General features: G+C 52.7%; 9 protein-coding genes and 1 pseudogene. All 10 read left to right on the top strand.

All coding sequences use genetic code 11. The features are described 5' to 3' along the window. Nucleotides 1-932 precede the first annotated feature (932 nt). The 10 genes and pseudogenes from tnpA (at nucleotide 933) to DIT72_RS14050 (ending at nucleotide 14,590) form a co-directional block, all read left to right on the top strand. Nucleotides 933-1,298: an IS66-like element accessory protein TnpA gene (gene tnpA / locus DIT72_RS14005; RefSeq protein ID WP_135955863.1), complete on the top strand. Its 366-nt coding sequence runs from the start codon at nucleotides 933-935 to the stop codon at nucleotides 1,296-1,298. After that, a complete protein-coding gene (tnpB, locus tag DIT72_RS14010) occupies nucleotides 1,295-1,630 on the top strand; it encodes an IS66 family insertion sequence element accessory protein TnpB (protein WP_048494323.1) in 336 nt (111 codons plus the stop codon). The genes tnpA and tnpB overlap by 4 nt, the downstream gene beginning before the upstream one ends. A gap of 75 nt (nucleotides 1,631-1,705) precedes the next feature. Then, a pseudogene (tnpC, locus tag DIT72_RS14015) lies at nucleotides 1,706-3,270 on the top strand (IS66 family transposase). Between the two features lie 316 nt (nucleotides 3,271-3,586). Next, nucleotides 3,587-4,549, top strand: a complete 963-nt coding sequence (locus tag DIT72_RS14020) for an SLAC1 anion channel family protein (RefSeq protein ID WP_135955864.1) — start codon at nucleotides 3,587-3,589, stop codon at nucleotides 4,547-4,549. Nucleotides 4,550-5,120: 571 nt separating this feature from the next. Continuing rightward, nucleotides 5,121-5,900, top strand: coding sequence for a hypothetical protein (locus tag DIT72_RS14025; protein ID WP_135955865.1), 780 nt, complete (start codon nucleotides 5,121-5,123; stop codon nucleotides 5,898-5,900). Then, nucleotides 5,900-7,072, top strand: coding sequence for a hypothetical protein (locus tag DIT72_RS14030; RefSeq protein WP_135955866.1), 1,173 nt, complete (start codon nucleotides 5,900-5,902; stop codon nucleotides 7,070-7,072). The genes DIT72_RS14025 and DIT72_RS14030 overlap by 1 nt, the downstream gene beginning before the upstream one ends. 355 nt (nucleotides 7,073-7,427) lie before the next feature. After that, entirely contained in the window at nucleotides 7,428-7,685 is a 258-nt protein-coding gene (locus tag DIT72_RS14035; protein WP_135955867.1) for a hypothetical protein, read from the top strand. A gap of 2 nt (nucleotides 7,686-7,687) precedes the next feature. Further along, a complete protein-coding gene (locus DIT72_RS14040; RefSeq protein WP_135955868.1) occupies nucleotides 7,688-8,629 on the top strand; it encodes a metallophosphoesterase in 942 nt (313 codons plus the stop codon). 130 nt (nucleotides 8,630-8,759) lie between these two features. Beyond that, nucleotides 8,760-11,399 carry a PD-(D/E)XK nuclease family protein gene (locus DIT72_RS14045; protein ID WP_135955869.1) on the top strand — a complete coding sequence of 880 codons (2,640 nt, stop codon included), beginning with the start codon at nucleotides 8,760-8,762 and terminating at the stop codon, nucleotides 11,397-11,399. Continuing rightward, a complete protein-coding gene (locus DIT72_RS14050; protein ID WP_135955870.1) occupies nucleotides 11,396-14,590 on the top strand; it encodes a UvrD-helicase domain-containing protein in 3,195 nt (1,064 codons plus the stop codon). Before DIT72_RS14045 ends, DIT72_RS14050 begins: the two co-directional genes overlap by 4 nt. The last annotated feature ends 1 nt before the right edge of the window (nucleotide 14,591 follow it).

A 14,591-nucleotide genomic window follows, 5' to 3' on the forward strand; every position in this document is an offset into this window, starting at 1 on the left:
GTATCGCGTGTCCTCGACGTATGCGGAATTCCCAGACGAACCTGACTACGGTCCAGAATGTGGACTGCTTTTCAGTCGCGAGTCTATTTCAAAATTAGCTCCCGAATTCAAATCAATGCTTTCAGGTTCTATGGTAGCCACAGCGTTACTAGGCTTTCGGGGAGTTTGCCTGTTTTCGGAGCAGAAGTGGGAGAAGGTTCGCACCGTGTTCGAAAGATTGCCAAATGTGGATTTTGAAGCAAGGCGACTTCAACGGGTGGCCTTGGGCTATGCGACTCCGCTGGAGGCTTCTTGCCCATTTGTCATACCGGTTACTTTGCAGAGCTACGCGCGACTTACGGGCGACGATGTTTTGATTGTTTTCGAGGACGATTACGCGGAGGTCTGGTCAGACCAGAATGTGGGAGATTCTCTAAGCCCCGATCCAAGTTAACTAACTGATCGGCGAAAACGATAATCTGCGCAGATGTTAGATGGCGAGAGCTTCTTCGTTGTCAATTGGTTGTACGGTCGCTGTTCTTTCTCTACCTTAACCTGGCGCTCACGCCATATTCAGCCAGGTAACTTTGGTTGAGGTCAGATGCGCAACGCCTATCAAAGATAGGTGATTGGCGATCCGGTAAACGTGTTCTTTAACACAAATTGACCAATAGAGATTTGTTATTTCAACGTGGTGGAAAATGCTTGGGACCGCTGTTTCGGAACGAATTCTTGGAGCTATCCCTTCCACATACTTTAATAGGTCTCTTCGATTCCCAAATCCCGTAGCGAGGACTTCTTGCGCGAACGGTGTTGCTACAAGAAAGAATATGCCTTAGGCCGACCAAACACATCAGCTGGATCAAAAGATGTAACCGTCCGGTAATCCCATCTTGAGCCTGACGCTGCCGCCGTCAGGATAGTGTCCACTTATTTTCTAGTGGACACTTAATATGAACGATTTAAGCGTAACCAAGCCCTACCAGCGCCGCCGCCGGTTTTCCCGGGAATTTAAGGCCGAGATTGTCGCCCAATGCCTGGCACCTGGTGCCTCCGTTTCCCGGATCGCCCTGGATAACGGCCTCAACGCCAACATGGTCCGGCGCTGGATGAGTGAAGCGCAGCGGGCGGATAAAACACCGGGATTTGTACCGGTCAAACTGCCAGCGGCAACCTCAGCACCGAGCAACCAATCGTTCTCGGACAAGCGTAGCACCATCCGCATTGAGATTCCCCGCGCCGGCGGTGCGGTTGTCGTGGAGTGGCCTGCGGAGCAGGCCCTTCAGTGTGCCGCATTGCTGCGGGATCTATTGGGATGATCCGTATCGATGAGATCTGGCTGGCTACCGAACCACTGGATATGCGGGCCGGTCCAGACAAGGCCCTGGCCCGGGTTATTCAGGTGTTCGGTTCAGCCAGGCCCCATTGCGCCTACCTGTTCGCCAACAAACGGGGCAACCGGATGAAGGTGCTGATCCACGATGGTCTGGGTATCTGGCTGTGTGCCCGCCGGCTGAACCGGGGCAAGTTCCACTGGGGCGAAACCTGGCGCGGTGACCAACTGCGCCTGACAGAGGAACAGTTATCTGCCCTGGTTCAGGGCCTGCCCTGGCAACGCCTTGGCGCTGAAGGCGTCATCTCCATTCTGTAACCACAAGTGCCATAATGCCGCTATAGCCAGAACCGCGAATCGCCTGCCGCACAGGGACTTGGCATACTAAGCGGCATGACTCAGCGCCCCGACATCAACCAACTCTCTGCCGATCAGCTCCGTGCCCTGGCGACGGAACTGATGGACTCTCTGGACGCCAAAGATCAAGTCTTGGGCCGGAAGGAACGGGCGTTGGTGCGCAGCAACGCCATCATCGAGAAGCTGACCCACGAAGTCGCCATCCTCAAGCGTCACAAGTACGCCCGTCGCAGTGAACAACTCGATGCGGTTCAGGGGAAGCTGCTGGACGAACTGATCGACAGCGATCTGGCCGCCATCGAAGCCGAGCTGGACCAGGCGATGGCCGAGCAGGAGAAGGCCTCTCGGCCCAAGCAGCAACCCAAGCGTACCCCACTACCGCCAGAACTGCCCCGTACCCTGATCCACCATGAACCTGAAAACACCCAATGCCGTTGCGGCTGCCAGCTCAAGCGTATTGGCGAGGACATCAGCGAGAAGCTGGATTACGTCCCGGGCGAGTTCACGGTGGAGCGCCACATCCGGGGCAAGTGGGCCTGCAACGAATGCGAGACCCTGGTCCAGGCACCGGTACCACCGCAGGTAATCGACAAGGGCATCCCCACTGCCGGCCTATTGGCTCAGGTGCTGGTGGCCAAGTACGCGGATCATCTGCCGCTGTACCGTCAGGAACGCATCTTCGGCCGTGCCGGACTCACGATCCCGCGTTCTACTCTGGCTGAATGGGTGGGCAACTGTGGCTTCCAGTTGCAGCCCCTGGTCGATGCACTGAGAAACATCTTGCTGGAGCACAACGTTCTGCATGCCGATGAAACCCCAGTCAGCATGCTGGCTCCAGGCAAGAAGAAAACTCACAAGGCCTATGTCTGGGCTTACTGCACCACGCCGTTCTCGGACCTGAAAGCCACCGTTTATGACTTCGCACCCAGCCGTGCGGGTGAACATGCACGCACCTTCCTGGGCGACTGGCAGGGCAAGCTGGTCTGTGACGATTACGCCGGTTACAAGGCAGGGTTCGGCAACGGCATCACTGAAATCGGCTGTATGGCCCACGCCCGGCGCAAGTTCTATGATCTGCACGAAGCCAACAAGAGCGAGTTGGCAGCCAAAGCACTGGAATACATCGGTAGCCTCTACGAGATCGAGCGAGATACCAAAGACCTGCCGCCGGATAAGCGCCGGGAAATCCGACAAACCAGAGCCAAACCACTGGCTGACGCACTGCATCAGTGGATGTTGGCGCATCGACAGAAGGTGCCGGATGGATCCGGCACGGCCAAAGCCCTGGATTACAGCCTCAAACGCTGGGAAGCGCTGACGCGCTACCTCGACGATGGTGCTGTGCCCATCGACAACAACTGGGTGGAAAACCAGATCCGACCCTGGGCGCTGGGACGCAGCAACTGGCTGTTCGCGGGATCACTGCGCAGTGGCCAGCGTGCGGCTGCGGTCATGAGCCTGATCCAGTCTGCCAAGCTGAACGGGCATGATCCCTATGCCTACCTGAAAGATGTGTTGGTTGGCTGCCAACTCAGAAGAACAACGCTATCAACGAGCTGTTACCTCATAACTGGAAGCAAGGAGCGCCTAACAAGGTGTGATGGCAGACATTCAGGTTATAGAACAACTACATGTAGCGAACTCGTAGTATGGCAGCCAGAGAATATCGAGACCGACCGCTCTAGCCTCCGCGGCAATAACAGTCTACCTTCCTTTCTAACTGCTTCCAGAGAATCAGTTCGTCCATCCATTTCAAAAAAATGTTGCGGCGGATCTTGCGTTTCCTGCTCTGGTAATCAGCTTCGGAGAAGAAATCTGGTCCATGGCGGTAACGAATCCTATGCGATTGACGGAGGCCGTTTTATCGATGATTTTGAGATCCATTGAGAATGTCCCTAAGTAACCAGAGGCGGATAGATGACTGGTGTACAGCCCTCGCGATTGCAGAATTTCCCGATTTCCTGGTTTGCTGTGGTCATGGGAATGGCGGGGTTCACAGGGGCCTGGCATCATGCGGAAATCCTTCTGGCACTTCCTGTTCGGCCGAGCCTTGTCTTGCTGGCTCTGACTGTTATTACGTTTGTACTTCTGTTGGCACTTTACCTGACCAAGATTCTGAAATACCCGAATCAGGTAAAGGCGGAATATTCAAATCCGATAAAGCTTAATTTTTTTCCCACGGTCTCCATCGACCTGATCCTGATCAGCGTGGTACTGCTGCCCTATAGCCATTCGCTTTCACTGGTAAGCTGGGCTGCGGGCGCTGTTCTGCATCTGGCATTTACTCTTCATGTGCTTTCGATGTGGCTGCACCAGACCCATTTCGAGGTTGATCACGTCAATCCAGCCTGGTTTATCCCTGTTGTTGGCAACATTCTGGTGCCCATTGCCGGCGTCAGTCATGCATCGCCAGAGATTTCATGGTTTTTCTTCAGCATCGGCCTGATATTCTGGCTGGTACTACTTACCATTATTTTCTACCGCATGCTCTTCCATCAGCCGCTGCCCGCCAAGCTGCTGCCAACCCTGTTTATCCTGATCGCACCACCGGCGGCGGGCTTTATTTCCTGGCTACAGCTCACTGGCGAGCTGAATGCCTTTGCTCGTATCCTCTATTACGTGTCCATCTTCCTGACGCTGATGCTGATGACGCAGGTTAAACGCTTTCTGAAGCTGGAGTTCTCTCTGTCTTCCTGGGCTTACTCCTTTCCCATGGCGGCCATCACTATTGCCACTTTCACGATGTACGAGCAACTTCACCTGCCATTCTTCAAAGGCCTGGGGATGGCTCTTCTGATATTGCTCACCGTATTGATAGCAATGCTGGTCTGGAAGACTGCCCGGGCAGTGCGGCACAGGGCGATTTGCATTGAGGATTAGCGCGTGCAGTCACCCTCACACTCGCTTTTCCTCCATTCATTCCGGGTATCTCTAGGGAGCTGTCAAATCAATATTGAAAGTTACAAGGCGGGATTTCCGGACGCTTACCAAAAGATACCCGAAAGGAAGTCGTGAGGCATCTAACCTCACATCTGGGGCGACACGGGCTTCATACGCCTGAACCAGCACATACTCGCGCAGGTTGTCTGCGAACATCTGTGCTTTCCGGACCTCCCCAAAGACGTCTGGCGATTCTCCAACGACCGGCGATTGGGTTGGACCCTGTGTCCTGGTTGGAAACATATCTATGAAATTGGCAGAAATCTTGGAATCTGAAGGTTGATCCAGCAGAATCAAAGAAAAGGGGCAGCTGATCTGCGCCTGACCATTCTTAAGGGGAGCAGAAAGTCATCACGAAGGCGAGCCGCGCAGCTTAGCACTAATAGCCTTCTTAAGAACCAATGACGTACCGTGATTAGAGATACCCACCGCAATTGGCAACACCCGGAACTCAGGAGCATTAGCCATCAGTCTTTTTAGAGAAGGGCAGTTTTCAGCTGGGGCTCGCAGAGTGAAGAGAGCAATCAATACCAACGTGCACCACGCACTTGTTGGCATCGCCCTGTTTGCGTGGGCAGTGATGCCACTCAACGTGGCAGATTTAATGTTCTATCCCTTTCTTATTTGCGTAATAGGCATCATTGCTAGGGCCGGCTATGAACAGGGAAAGTTGCGAAGGCGGGCCTGGCTTCGCCAGTATCTTAAAGAAGACTCCATTTTACACAGACGACTGTCCGTTGGGCTTCTGTCGTGGCTAGTCACGTTGCCTGTGGCCACTTTCCTGGCCTTTATTCTTCTTTTAAATATCAGATCTGGGGATTGGGGGCTCTGGCTGGTCCTACTAACCGGCTTTATCGTTTTCATCTGGGCAAAAGGCTACTTTGTTCCGCGGCTAGAGAGTCATGTAGTTGAGGACTCTCTGGCTTCTATTGGACGGAAAGTGAGTATCCTCCCCACCGCTGGTGCGATGATTACTCTTTTTGTAATTCTCGCCCAGGTACTACCGCATCCAAATGTCGAAGGTATGGCTTGGCCTGAAATGATCAGGATTGGAACTAGCCATATTCAGGGGGTGGGCCTCCTGCCGTTCCTGGAGCGAATGTTTCTCGCCCTAACGCTGACGGAGTACTGGGCCATGCAGAACGCTATCCAATCCCTCGGTACACCTTTGACCCTTAACCTGATGGGCTGGACTCTGTTTTTTTTGTCACAATGTGCTTTTATCTGGGCTTTCTGCCGATTGCTGGCTGGCACCGAATCTCTGAAAGCTCGACTGCTGGAGATAAAGTAGTGAATGACGTTGCAAAAACTTTTGGGCCTGATCATAGCGACACACCGCAGAATTCAGGTTCTGAGATAAATGACGGCAAGCGACCGGTTAACAAAGGCATCATTTTTTCCCTGCTTGTTTTGGGCCTTGTGCTGACTCTCGGTTTTCAATGGCTTTATAGTTATGTAAGCGACGTGTTGGCGCCCACTTCCTTTGCCTATATAACGGCATCGGGTGATCAGGTTGTGCTGGACCGGTCTGGCCAGAAAACTTTTGCTGGGCTGCTTTCACGAGAAACGGATGCTTTCGAAAGTGATGTGATTGGCGAGCTGGATCCGGTCGCTGAACGCGGTGTGGACAAAAGTTTTAATCAATTACAAAACGGCGTAGATGCATATCTGGACTGGTATTTTTCGGTTTCAGGAAGCTACATGCGGATGTATGTCGCTCTTACCAAGGATCTGGATGAATGGTCAGAAAAGCAAATTCAAGAGCGGCTGCTCGAGGAGAGCGGATTTTTGGATAGCCTCGCGGATTTTGAGCGCGAATATCGCCAGCGACAAACCGAGTTGGTTAAGGCTGAATTACAGGAAACACAAAACTCATTACACAAGTTCTTGCAAGCGCACGGTACCGAGATATTGCCGGAAGAATTAACACCAGATATTCTCTTACTCAACTTCAGTATAGTAACTGATGCTCCTGATGTTCAGGTGGAAATCGAACGCGTTGAAAATTCCATGGTAATTGGTGGCGCTTTTGGTTTGGCCGCGAGAGTGGCCAGCTTAGGGGGAGTGAAGGCGGCCACCGTTTTCGCTAGGCAATTTACCGTTAGAGTAGCAGGCCATGGGATCAGAGCAGCAACCTCTGGCGCATTGAGTGCTGCGGCAACAAGTTTCACCGGGCCGGGTGCTGCTGTTGTTGGTGCAGCTGTTACAGGTGCTTCTATTGCCTCTTATATCGGCGCTGAATACTTGGCACTCAATGCTCAGGAGACGCTGTATCGCCCGAAAATGGAGCAAGATTTGCGCGATTTAATTGAGTTGAAGCGCAAAGAAACGAGGGTTGGCCTCAAAGAAAATACCCAGCAAGAAATACGCAGCATTGCGCAAACGATTCAACAAGATGTAGCCGAGCAGGAGCGGGTGAAAGGGATCCCGCGAACCTATCGAGTATGGGATGATCCTATTTGATAGTGCGACGCCCAACCTCGGCAAATTATCAAAGGCTCACCCCATTACAGTTTCTATACACGCTGTATAACTTTATCTGATCCCTAAGTTCGTTCGAATCTTGCCAATCTTTTGCTTTTCCCGCATTGAGATCCCTTTCTTTTTATTGCAGAGCAACCCAACCAACCAGGTTGCGGCATCATCTGTCGCGTACCAACGCGCTCGAAGCCACAGCTATAACGAGTTTGGCTTCAATGGGGTAGGCCATTGGCCGGGCCTTCTGCTTCAACGGGACAAAAACTACCTAAATCCGGATCGGCGACATGATCTGTCGCAACACCTCCTTACACTAAAACCATAACGTACAGGAGGCTGAATGAGCATCGTACTGAAAGCACATATGATTTCCCGAGCGTTGTTTGAATTTGATCCGATGAACACCTGCTGCAAAGAGAACGATTGTTTTGACGAATATGACCGGATCGGAGAGGGTGTGGAGGGTCGGTTGCGGCAGGGGTTTTCACTGAAACAGGCGCTTGTCCTGGAGCTGGCCGAGTCTTTTTTCGAGGATGGCTCATTACATACCGACTGCCTGGACCAGGTGGTGTCTTATTTAGAAGGGAGGGATTACTGAACATGTACGACCTGATTGGTGATGTCCACGGCTATGCCACTGAACTGAAGTCCCTGCTTACCAAATTGGACTACCAGGAGATCAACGGTGTCTGGCAGCACCCGGAACGCAAAGTCATTTTTCTGGGCGACTTCGTAGATCGGGGCCCGGAACAGGTGGAAACGGTCAGGATTGCTCAACGAATGGTGGAGAGCGAAAACGCCCTGGCTGTTATGGGCAACCACGAATTCAATGCGGTGGCCTGGGCAACCAGAGATCCAGAAAATCCAGACCAGCACCTGCGCGCTCATAATGAAAAGAACTTCAAGCAACACAAAGAGTTTCTCGAGCAAGTGGGTGAGGGCAGCGACCTACATCAGAGCATGGTCGAATGGTTCAAAACTCTGCCCATATACCTGGACCTGCCGGACTTGCGGGTAGTTCACGCTTGTTGGCATCCGGAGTATCTGAAAAACGTTGATAAGTACACCGATGGCAAAAACCGGCTATTGGAGCGGGCCTGGAATGAAAGCAGCCAAGAAGGAAGCGAAGTTTTCAATATCGTTGAGACGTTGCTCAAGGGCCTGGAGATCCCCCTTCCCGAAGGAAAGCACTTTTTCGACAAAGAAGGTAACAAGCGTACTGACATCCGCTCCCAATGGTGGAGATCCGGAGAGCTGACATACCGCGACCTTGCGATGGTGCCCGGCGAGGAAATCCACAAGATTCCCCATACCCCCATGGAAGAACACATCCTCCCGGGCTACGACGAAGAAAAGCCTGTGTTTGTAGGCCACTACTGGATGACAGGGGAACCAGCGCCTCTCAGTGACCATATCGCCTGCCTGGACTACAGTGTGGCAGGCAAACATGGCGGAAAGTTATGTGCATACCGCTTTGATGGAGAAGCGCGGCTGAGTAAAGAGAAGTTTGTGTGGGTGGAAGGCCCAAAGTTCCTGTCCTGAGAAATATGAATACCTGACGCTTTAACACGAATTAACAGCATCCAAATTGCTGCTTACAAACCAAGCGGTTATAACGTTAGGCAGGTTTTGGAGAAACCGCTGTTCAGTAACATCAAAATAAGGACAAGAAATGGACTTCATCCTGGTCCCCGATGCGCTAACTGCCAGTGAAACCCGCTATGCTCTCGCCCAGCGCAACACCATGGGCACAAAAGTTGGCAGTTTCTCCGTACTGCTAGAGACTCTGGCTGAACTCTGGCTAATCGAGCCGTCGGAGTTGGACTGGGACGTCGCCCTGCAAGAACAGGCTTTGGCCATGCGCGATGCCTTCTGGGCTCGAAGCATTCGGGTGGATGAACCGGCAACAGTCGCTGAACTCAGAGTCAGTCTGCAATTCTTGCTGAACCATTTGCCTTTGGGGGCACGGCCCAAAGAAATACCCTCGGCAGCTAACCGCAACCAGCGTTATTACAACGATCTTCTCGGCCTCGCACGAGGCATAGGTGAGCGACCAGCCCCGGACCAACTCGCCGAGCAATGGTTCAAAGAGCACCAAGAGCTTTGCATTGAACCGGTGTATGTCTACCCGACCTTGGACACTGGGCAACTCTATCCCTGGCAGCAGCAGATCCTCGAGATACTGAACGCTAAAGGCTGGCTTGCGCCAGAGGCGGATAAATACAGCTTTATTCCTTCGCCAGCCCCGGAGAATGAGAACAGCCCGATTCAGCAGTTCGCTAATACCTTGTTCGATCCGGGAAAGGCCTCTATTGAGCTTGCAAACCTGCACTGGCTAACCTGCCGTGACCACCTTCAGGAAGTAGAAGCCGTCACATCCATGGCGCAGGCGGCAGTGGAGCAGGGCACCAGGCCGGAAAAAATTGCCGTCGTTGTCCCCGGGGGAGGCGATTACGAACTCTGGCTGGAGAAACACTTTGAGTATGCCGGGCTGATCGCCAGCAATCTGCGGCCCGAGTCAGGCGTGTTCGACTGGCAGTCCTCACTGATTCACGACCTTCTTACAAGCCTGGTTCAGCCAGACATTCCCATGGCGATGATGAGTGCCATCATCAATCCACTAATGCCCTGGGCGCCAGGTCTTGGCCACAAGTTGGCCGAGCGGTTCGGTAATGGCGATGAACTTACGCTTGGAAATGAGCCAAGCCAGGAAGAGGAGGCCATGCTCCGTCTTCTTCAAAACCAGCCAGAGGAAAATTCAGCTGCAGTGCTGGATTGGCTCAAGAATATCGCTGACAACACCCAAGGCCCGAGAATGAAAGGCCTTGGCAAGAAGCGCATGAGAACTCTGCTGGGCAACACCCGGCGCTTGATGGGTCTGTATGACAGCCAATCTTTCACTGACCAGATCAGTAACGTCATCCGGCAAACGCCAGTAACCACCCTCGAATCCCAGGAAGACCGCATCCGTTACCTGCATGCCATCAATATCATCCGGGAAGGTGAGCCGCTTCCGCTCCAGGTGGACGAGCTCTTTGTGCTTGGTTTTAACCAGGGCCACTACAGCTATCAACTGGAACACACTGGCACGATCAACCGGGATGGCTGGGACCAGCTGGCAGCGGACGCACAGTTGGCTATTCCGACTGTTGAAGAAAGCCAAAAACTCTGGGAAGAACAATTCTCCGAGTTGATGCGAAGGGCCGATCGCCGCATTACCTTCCTGCGATCGCTGAACGACCATCAAGGTGCCAGCCTGGAACCCAGCGAAACCTTGCTGGATATGGCGTTGTGTTTCCAGCCCCTCGAAAAGCTCGACCCCGAACAGCTGGAAAGGCCGGCATTACAGGCTGAACATCCTTTACTTCGTAAAACTGTGGTTACGCTTGAACAAACCGTTCCCCCGGAATTGAAAGATCTGGAACTGGCACCGGAGTTGATTCAGCAAGCCCGGCTGAATCAAGACGGCACCCCGAAACCGGAATCGCCAAGCAGCCTGGAAAAACTCATGCAGTCTCCACTGGCGTGGCTACTGTACCGGCTGGGCATCAAATCCCGACAATGGGAGCCTCAAACCCCGGACATTTCCGTGCAGGGCACCATCGCCCATAAGGTGTTTGAACTGTTCTATACACATCAGAACGACGCCTGGAGTGAGGCACTGTTCGACCGCCTGTTCAATCAGTCGGTTCAGGAAGAAGCTGCGTTTCTGGATTCACCCCAGTGGCGGCTCAAACGCAACCGGTTACGCAACAGTGTGTATCGTGCCCTGAACGACTTTGCCGCCTGGTGCCAGCAAGAAGACTGGAACATTTCCAACGTGGAACTGGAACTGCAGGGCCAGCTTTGGAACACTCCTTTGAAGGGTTTTGTGGATGCCGTGCTCACCGATGGCAACCAAACCCTGATTGTTGACTACAAAACATCCAAGCATGGCAGCCGCTTAAAGCGGCTCGAAAAAGGCTACGAGCTACAAACCCTGATCTATCGGGAGCTGTACCAACAGCAAAATAGGGGGAGTGATGTCATGAGCGGTTACTACACCCTCAACGACACCACCCTGCTGACGGACCAGCCCCTGAAACCCAGCGACCAGCTGAATGTGCTACAGCCTGAGCCAGACCTGACCGCTCAATCGGCAGACGCCGTCACCCTGGTACAGGAACGTCTGAATGACCTGCATAGTGGCACCATCAAACTCAACGAACGCACCGATGAAAAAGACTGGAAAGACCGGGGCATCACCCCCTACGCACTAACAGACAACCCGGTTATCAGCCGGTTCACCCGTGACGGGGAGGGCAACGCATGAGCCAATCCGCGATTCTGCCTGCCCAGCCTCTTACCCTTATCAAGGCAGGTGCCGGAGCCGGTAAAACCTATACCATCCAAAGCACCCTTGCGAACTGGATCAAACAGGGCATCGTACGAGCCGACCGGGTGCTGGCCGTCACCTTTACCACTGATGCCGCCAACGAAATGCGCACCCGTATTCGTCTGGCGCTATTGAAAGAAGGGATGATGGCCGAGGCCCGGCTGCTGCAGAAATCCAATATCTCCACCATCCATGCGTTCGGCCTTGAAATACTAAAATCTTTTGCCTACGAAGCCGGTAAATCACCTGCACCCAGACAACTTACCGAACAGGAGCAAGACTTTCTCCTGCGCAAGGCGATGGACCAGGTACAAGCTATCCAGCCTGTGTTGGACGACCTGGAACACTACGGATATAAAGGCGGCTACAAAGGTGAGGACTTCCAGGAAGCGGACGAGCAGCTTACCGATACCATCCTCGCACTGATCAATAAACTCCGGTCACTGGGCAAAGGCTTCAACACAGTACCTGGTGAGGCCGAGGCGCTGCTACGGCAGGCAAAAGACGCCATTACGAACACCTACGGTCACGTTCAGAAAGACGGCGCCCCGTATGCGGATGAGCTTTGGCAAGCCATTGAAGCCGTAAAGGCTGAATACCCTGACGAGCAAACCCTCCGCCACAAAGATGAGTGGGGGAACAACGCCGATACTCGCGCCTTCGTTAACGACATTTATTCCGCCACACGGGAAAAACTGGATCGGGATTGGAAGCTTTGGGCAAGCCTGCAATATACCGACAAGCTGAAAAAAATCCGGGACAAACACCCACGCGCAGATTTGGCCGAACCGGTCTGGAATGGTGCTGAAAAACTCAGTGTTCACCCCGGGCCCCTGAATGATGCACTGAAGCACATCGAGTGTTTGATCAACGGCGTATTGGAAACCCTGGCAGCGTACCAGCACACCAAAGAACAAGCCGGCCTGGTGGATTACGGCGACATGGTGCACCTGGCCAATGACATGCTGGAAGCCCATCCGAAATGGCTGGGCGAAATCGCAGGCGACTACGATTGCCTGATCATCGACGAGTTCCAGGACACAAACCCACTGCAGTACGCTTTGCTGCGCCGCTTCCAGGCCAGTAGCAAATACACCCTGATTGTGGGCGACCTAAAGCAGTCCATCATGGGTTTTCAGGGTTCCGACAGCCGGCTGTTTGCAGAGCTGCTGAGCGAAGGGGAACAGACCGCCGATGTCGTCAAAGAGCTGGACAATAACTGGCGCAGTACCCCTGAGTTGATGACCTTCATTAACGATGTGGGGACCGCTCTGTTCGGCAGCAAATACCAAGAGCTGACTCCAAAGGCCGGTTATCAATCCGACTTGCCGGCCGTACAAGCACTGCGATTCAGCAAAGATGATTGGAACCTGAACGCAAGCACCAAAAGCCCCAAGCCCGGCTTTACCGCTGAAGGCAACATTGCATTGGCCAATCACCTTGCCGATCTGATCGCCAGCGGCAGCCAGATCACTGATCGCCACACCGGACAAAAACGCGCGATCCGCGGCTCCGACATTGCGGTACTCGCCAGAGGCCACTCCCGGTTAGGCAAGTTTGCAGAGGCGTTGCGAAACGCGGGCATTGAGGTACAAATCCAGCAGCCTGGCTTCCTGGCTTGTGAGGCCGTGCAATGGGTACTCAATGCCCTGCAAGCAATCAACAACCGGCGAGACAACTACGCCTGGCTTGACTTGCTTACATCGCCATTAATGAATGGCCACGGCACCGAAAGGCTCAGCGAGCTTCTGTCTAGTTACGATCCGAGATCGGTATTAAAGCACAGCCTTAAAAACCTTCTGGAGCCGCTGGGGAAAACCCTGCGCAAACAGCCAGTGAAAAACCAGCTGTTGACCCTGATTGAAGAAGCGCAGTTATTCGAAGCCCTGAACAAACACCCCCATGGGCTTCAGTATCGAGCTAACCTCATCAAACTCATCGGCCTGGCTGAAGAGTTTGAAGCTCTGCAGCCTGAAACCCTGAACGCCATGGGCATCGCTGGCAAAAACGCCTCCACCTTTCCGGTATGGCTGAACCAGAACAAAGACAGCATCGACGAACAACCCGGTGCAGACCCCCAAGCGGAAAACGCTGTGGTGCTGAAAACCTGGCACTCATCCAAAGGCCTGGAGTGGCCCGTTGTAATGGTTTTAGATGCAGAGAAGGCCAGGGAGCCGAGATTCCCCAGCATTACCATGGCCTACCCGGCTGACGGTATTGAAAACATGCTCCAGCAAAGCTTTGTGCAGATACTGCCTCAGTTCGATAACAAACCTACGAAAGAGCGATTTTTTGAGCTGCTGGCGAATGATGAGGCAGAAACGAGCAAGAATCTCTTCTACGTTGCGTTAACGCGGGCGCGTGAGCAGATTATTTTGCCTTGCTGGGAAGGCTATTCTGATGGATCCATGCTTAGTAATGTTGAGCCGTTACTAACCTCGAAAAATAGGAAGGCTGGAAGAAAATGTTGCGAGGTGACACATATCGCTCCCTCTACGACTGCTACCTCTGGACCTCGCGATCATACCTGCATGCAGACTGAGTTAAAAATTTTTAAGAGATGTCAAGCAAATAAAATAACGCATAGTACAAGCCCCTCGCTGAACGATGAACAAAGCGCCTCGGAAGAAGTAAATTCTGAAACTACAATCTATAATCCGGCATTAAACTTCGAGCAGTCAAAAAATATGCCTGCCAATGAATTTGGTACCTGGGTGCATCTGGTTTATCAAGTTTACTTAATGCAACCAAAGTTACTTTACAAAGCTCTCCATAAGCAGCGCTGCTGCGTCATAGATCAGGAAAACACTAAAATTTTGATCGAACATTTGGAAAGTTTTAAACAGCAATTGAGCTCTATTGCCGAGGGTTATAAAAATTGGAACTGCGAGGTTGCAATATACGGAATAAATGACAGAGGGCAAGTTGTAAATGGGGTGGTCGATTTAATTTTTGAAGATCATGGTGGATGGTGGCTAGTAGATCACAAGAGCACTCAAGAGACGTCTATTCACAAATACTCTGGGCAACTTCGTCTCTACAGTTCAATGCTTAAAAAAAGAATCGAAGTGTTTGGCGAGATAATCAATTGGACTAAACATGCAAATCTTCAAATCTCACGTTTTTAAA

The sequence above is a fragment of the Marinobacter orientalis genome (assembly GCF_004792665.1).
GTDB lineage: Bacteria > Pseudomonadota > Gammaproteobacteria > Pseudomonadales > Oleiphilaceae > Marinobacter > Marinobacter orientalis.

Excerpts from the sequence above, each read along its gene's own strand:
- tnpA (WP_135955863.1), top strand. The coding sequence starts at position 933 with ATGAACGATTTAAGCGTAACCAAGCCCTACCAGCGCCGCCGCCGGTTT.
- tnpB (WP_048494323.1), top strand. The coding sequence starts at position 1,295 with ATGATCCGTATCGATGAGATCTGGCTGGCTACCGAACCACTGGATATG.
- DIT72_RS14020 (WP_135955864.1), top strand. The coding sequence starts at position 3,587 with ATGACTGGTGTACAGCCCTCGCGATTGCAGAATTTCCCGATTTCCTGG.
- DIT72_RS14035 (WP_135955867.1), top strand. The coding sequence starts at position 7,428 with ATGAGCATCGTACTGAAAGCACATATGATTTCCCGAGCGTTGTTTGAA.
- DIT72_RS14040 (WP_135955868.1), top strand. The coding sequence starts at position 7,688 with ATGTACGACCTGATTGGTGATGTCCACGGCTATGCCACTGAACTGAAG.
- DIT72_RS14045 (WP_135955869.1), top strand. The coding sequence starts at position 8,760 with ATGGACTTCATCCTGGTCCCCGATGCGCTAACTGCCAGTGAAACCCGC.
- DIT72_RS14050 (WP_135955870.1), top strand. The coding sequence starts at position 11,396 with ATGAGCCAATCCGCGATTCTGCCTGCCCAGCCTCTTACCCTTATCAAG.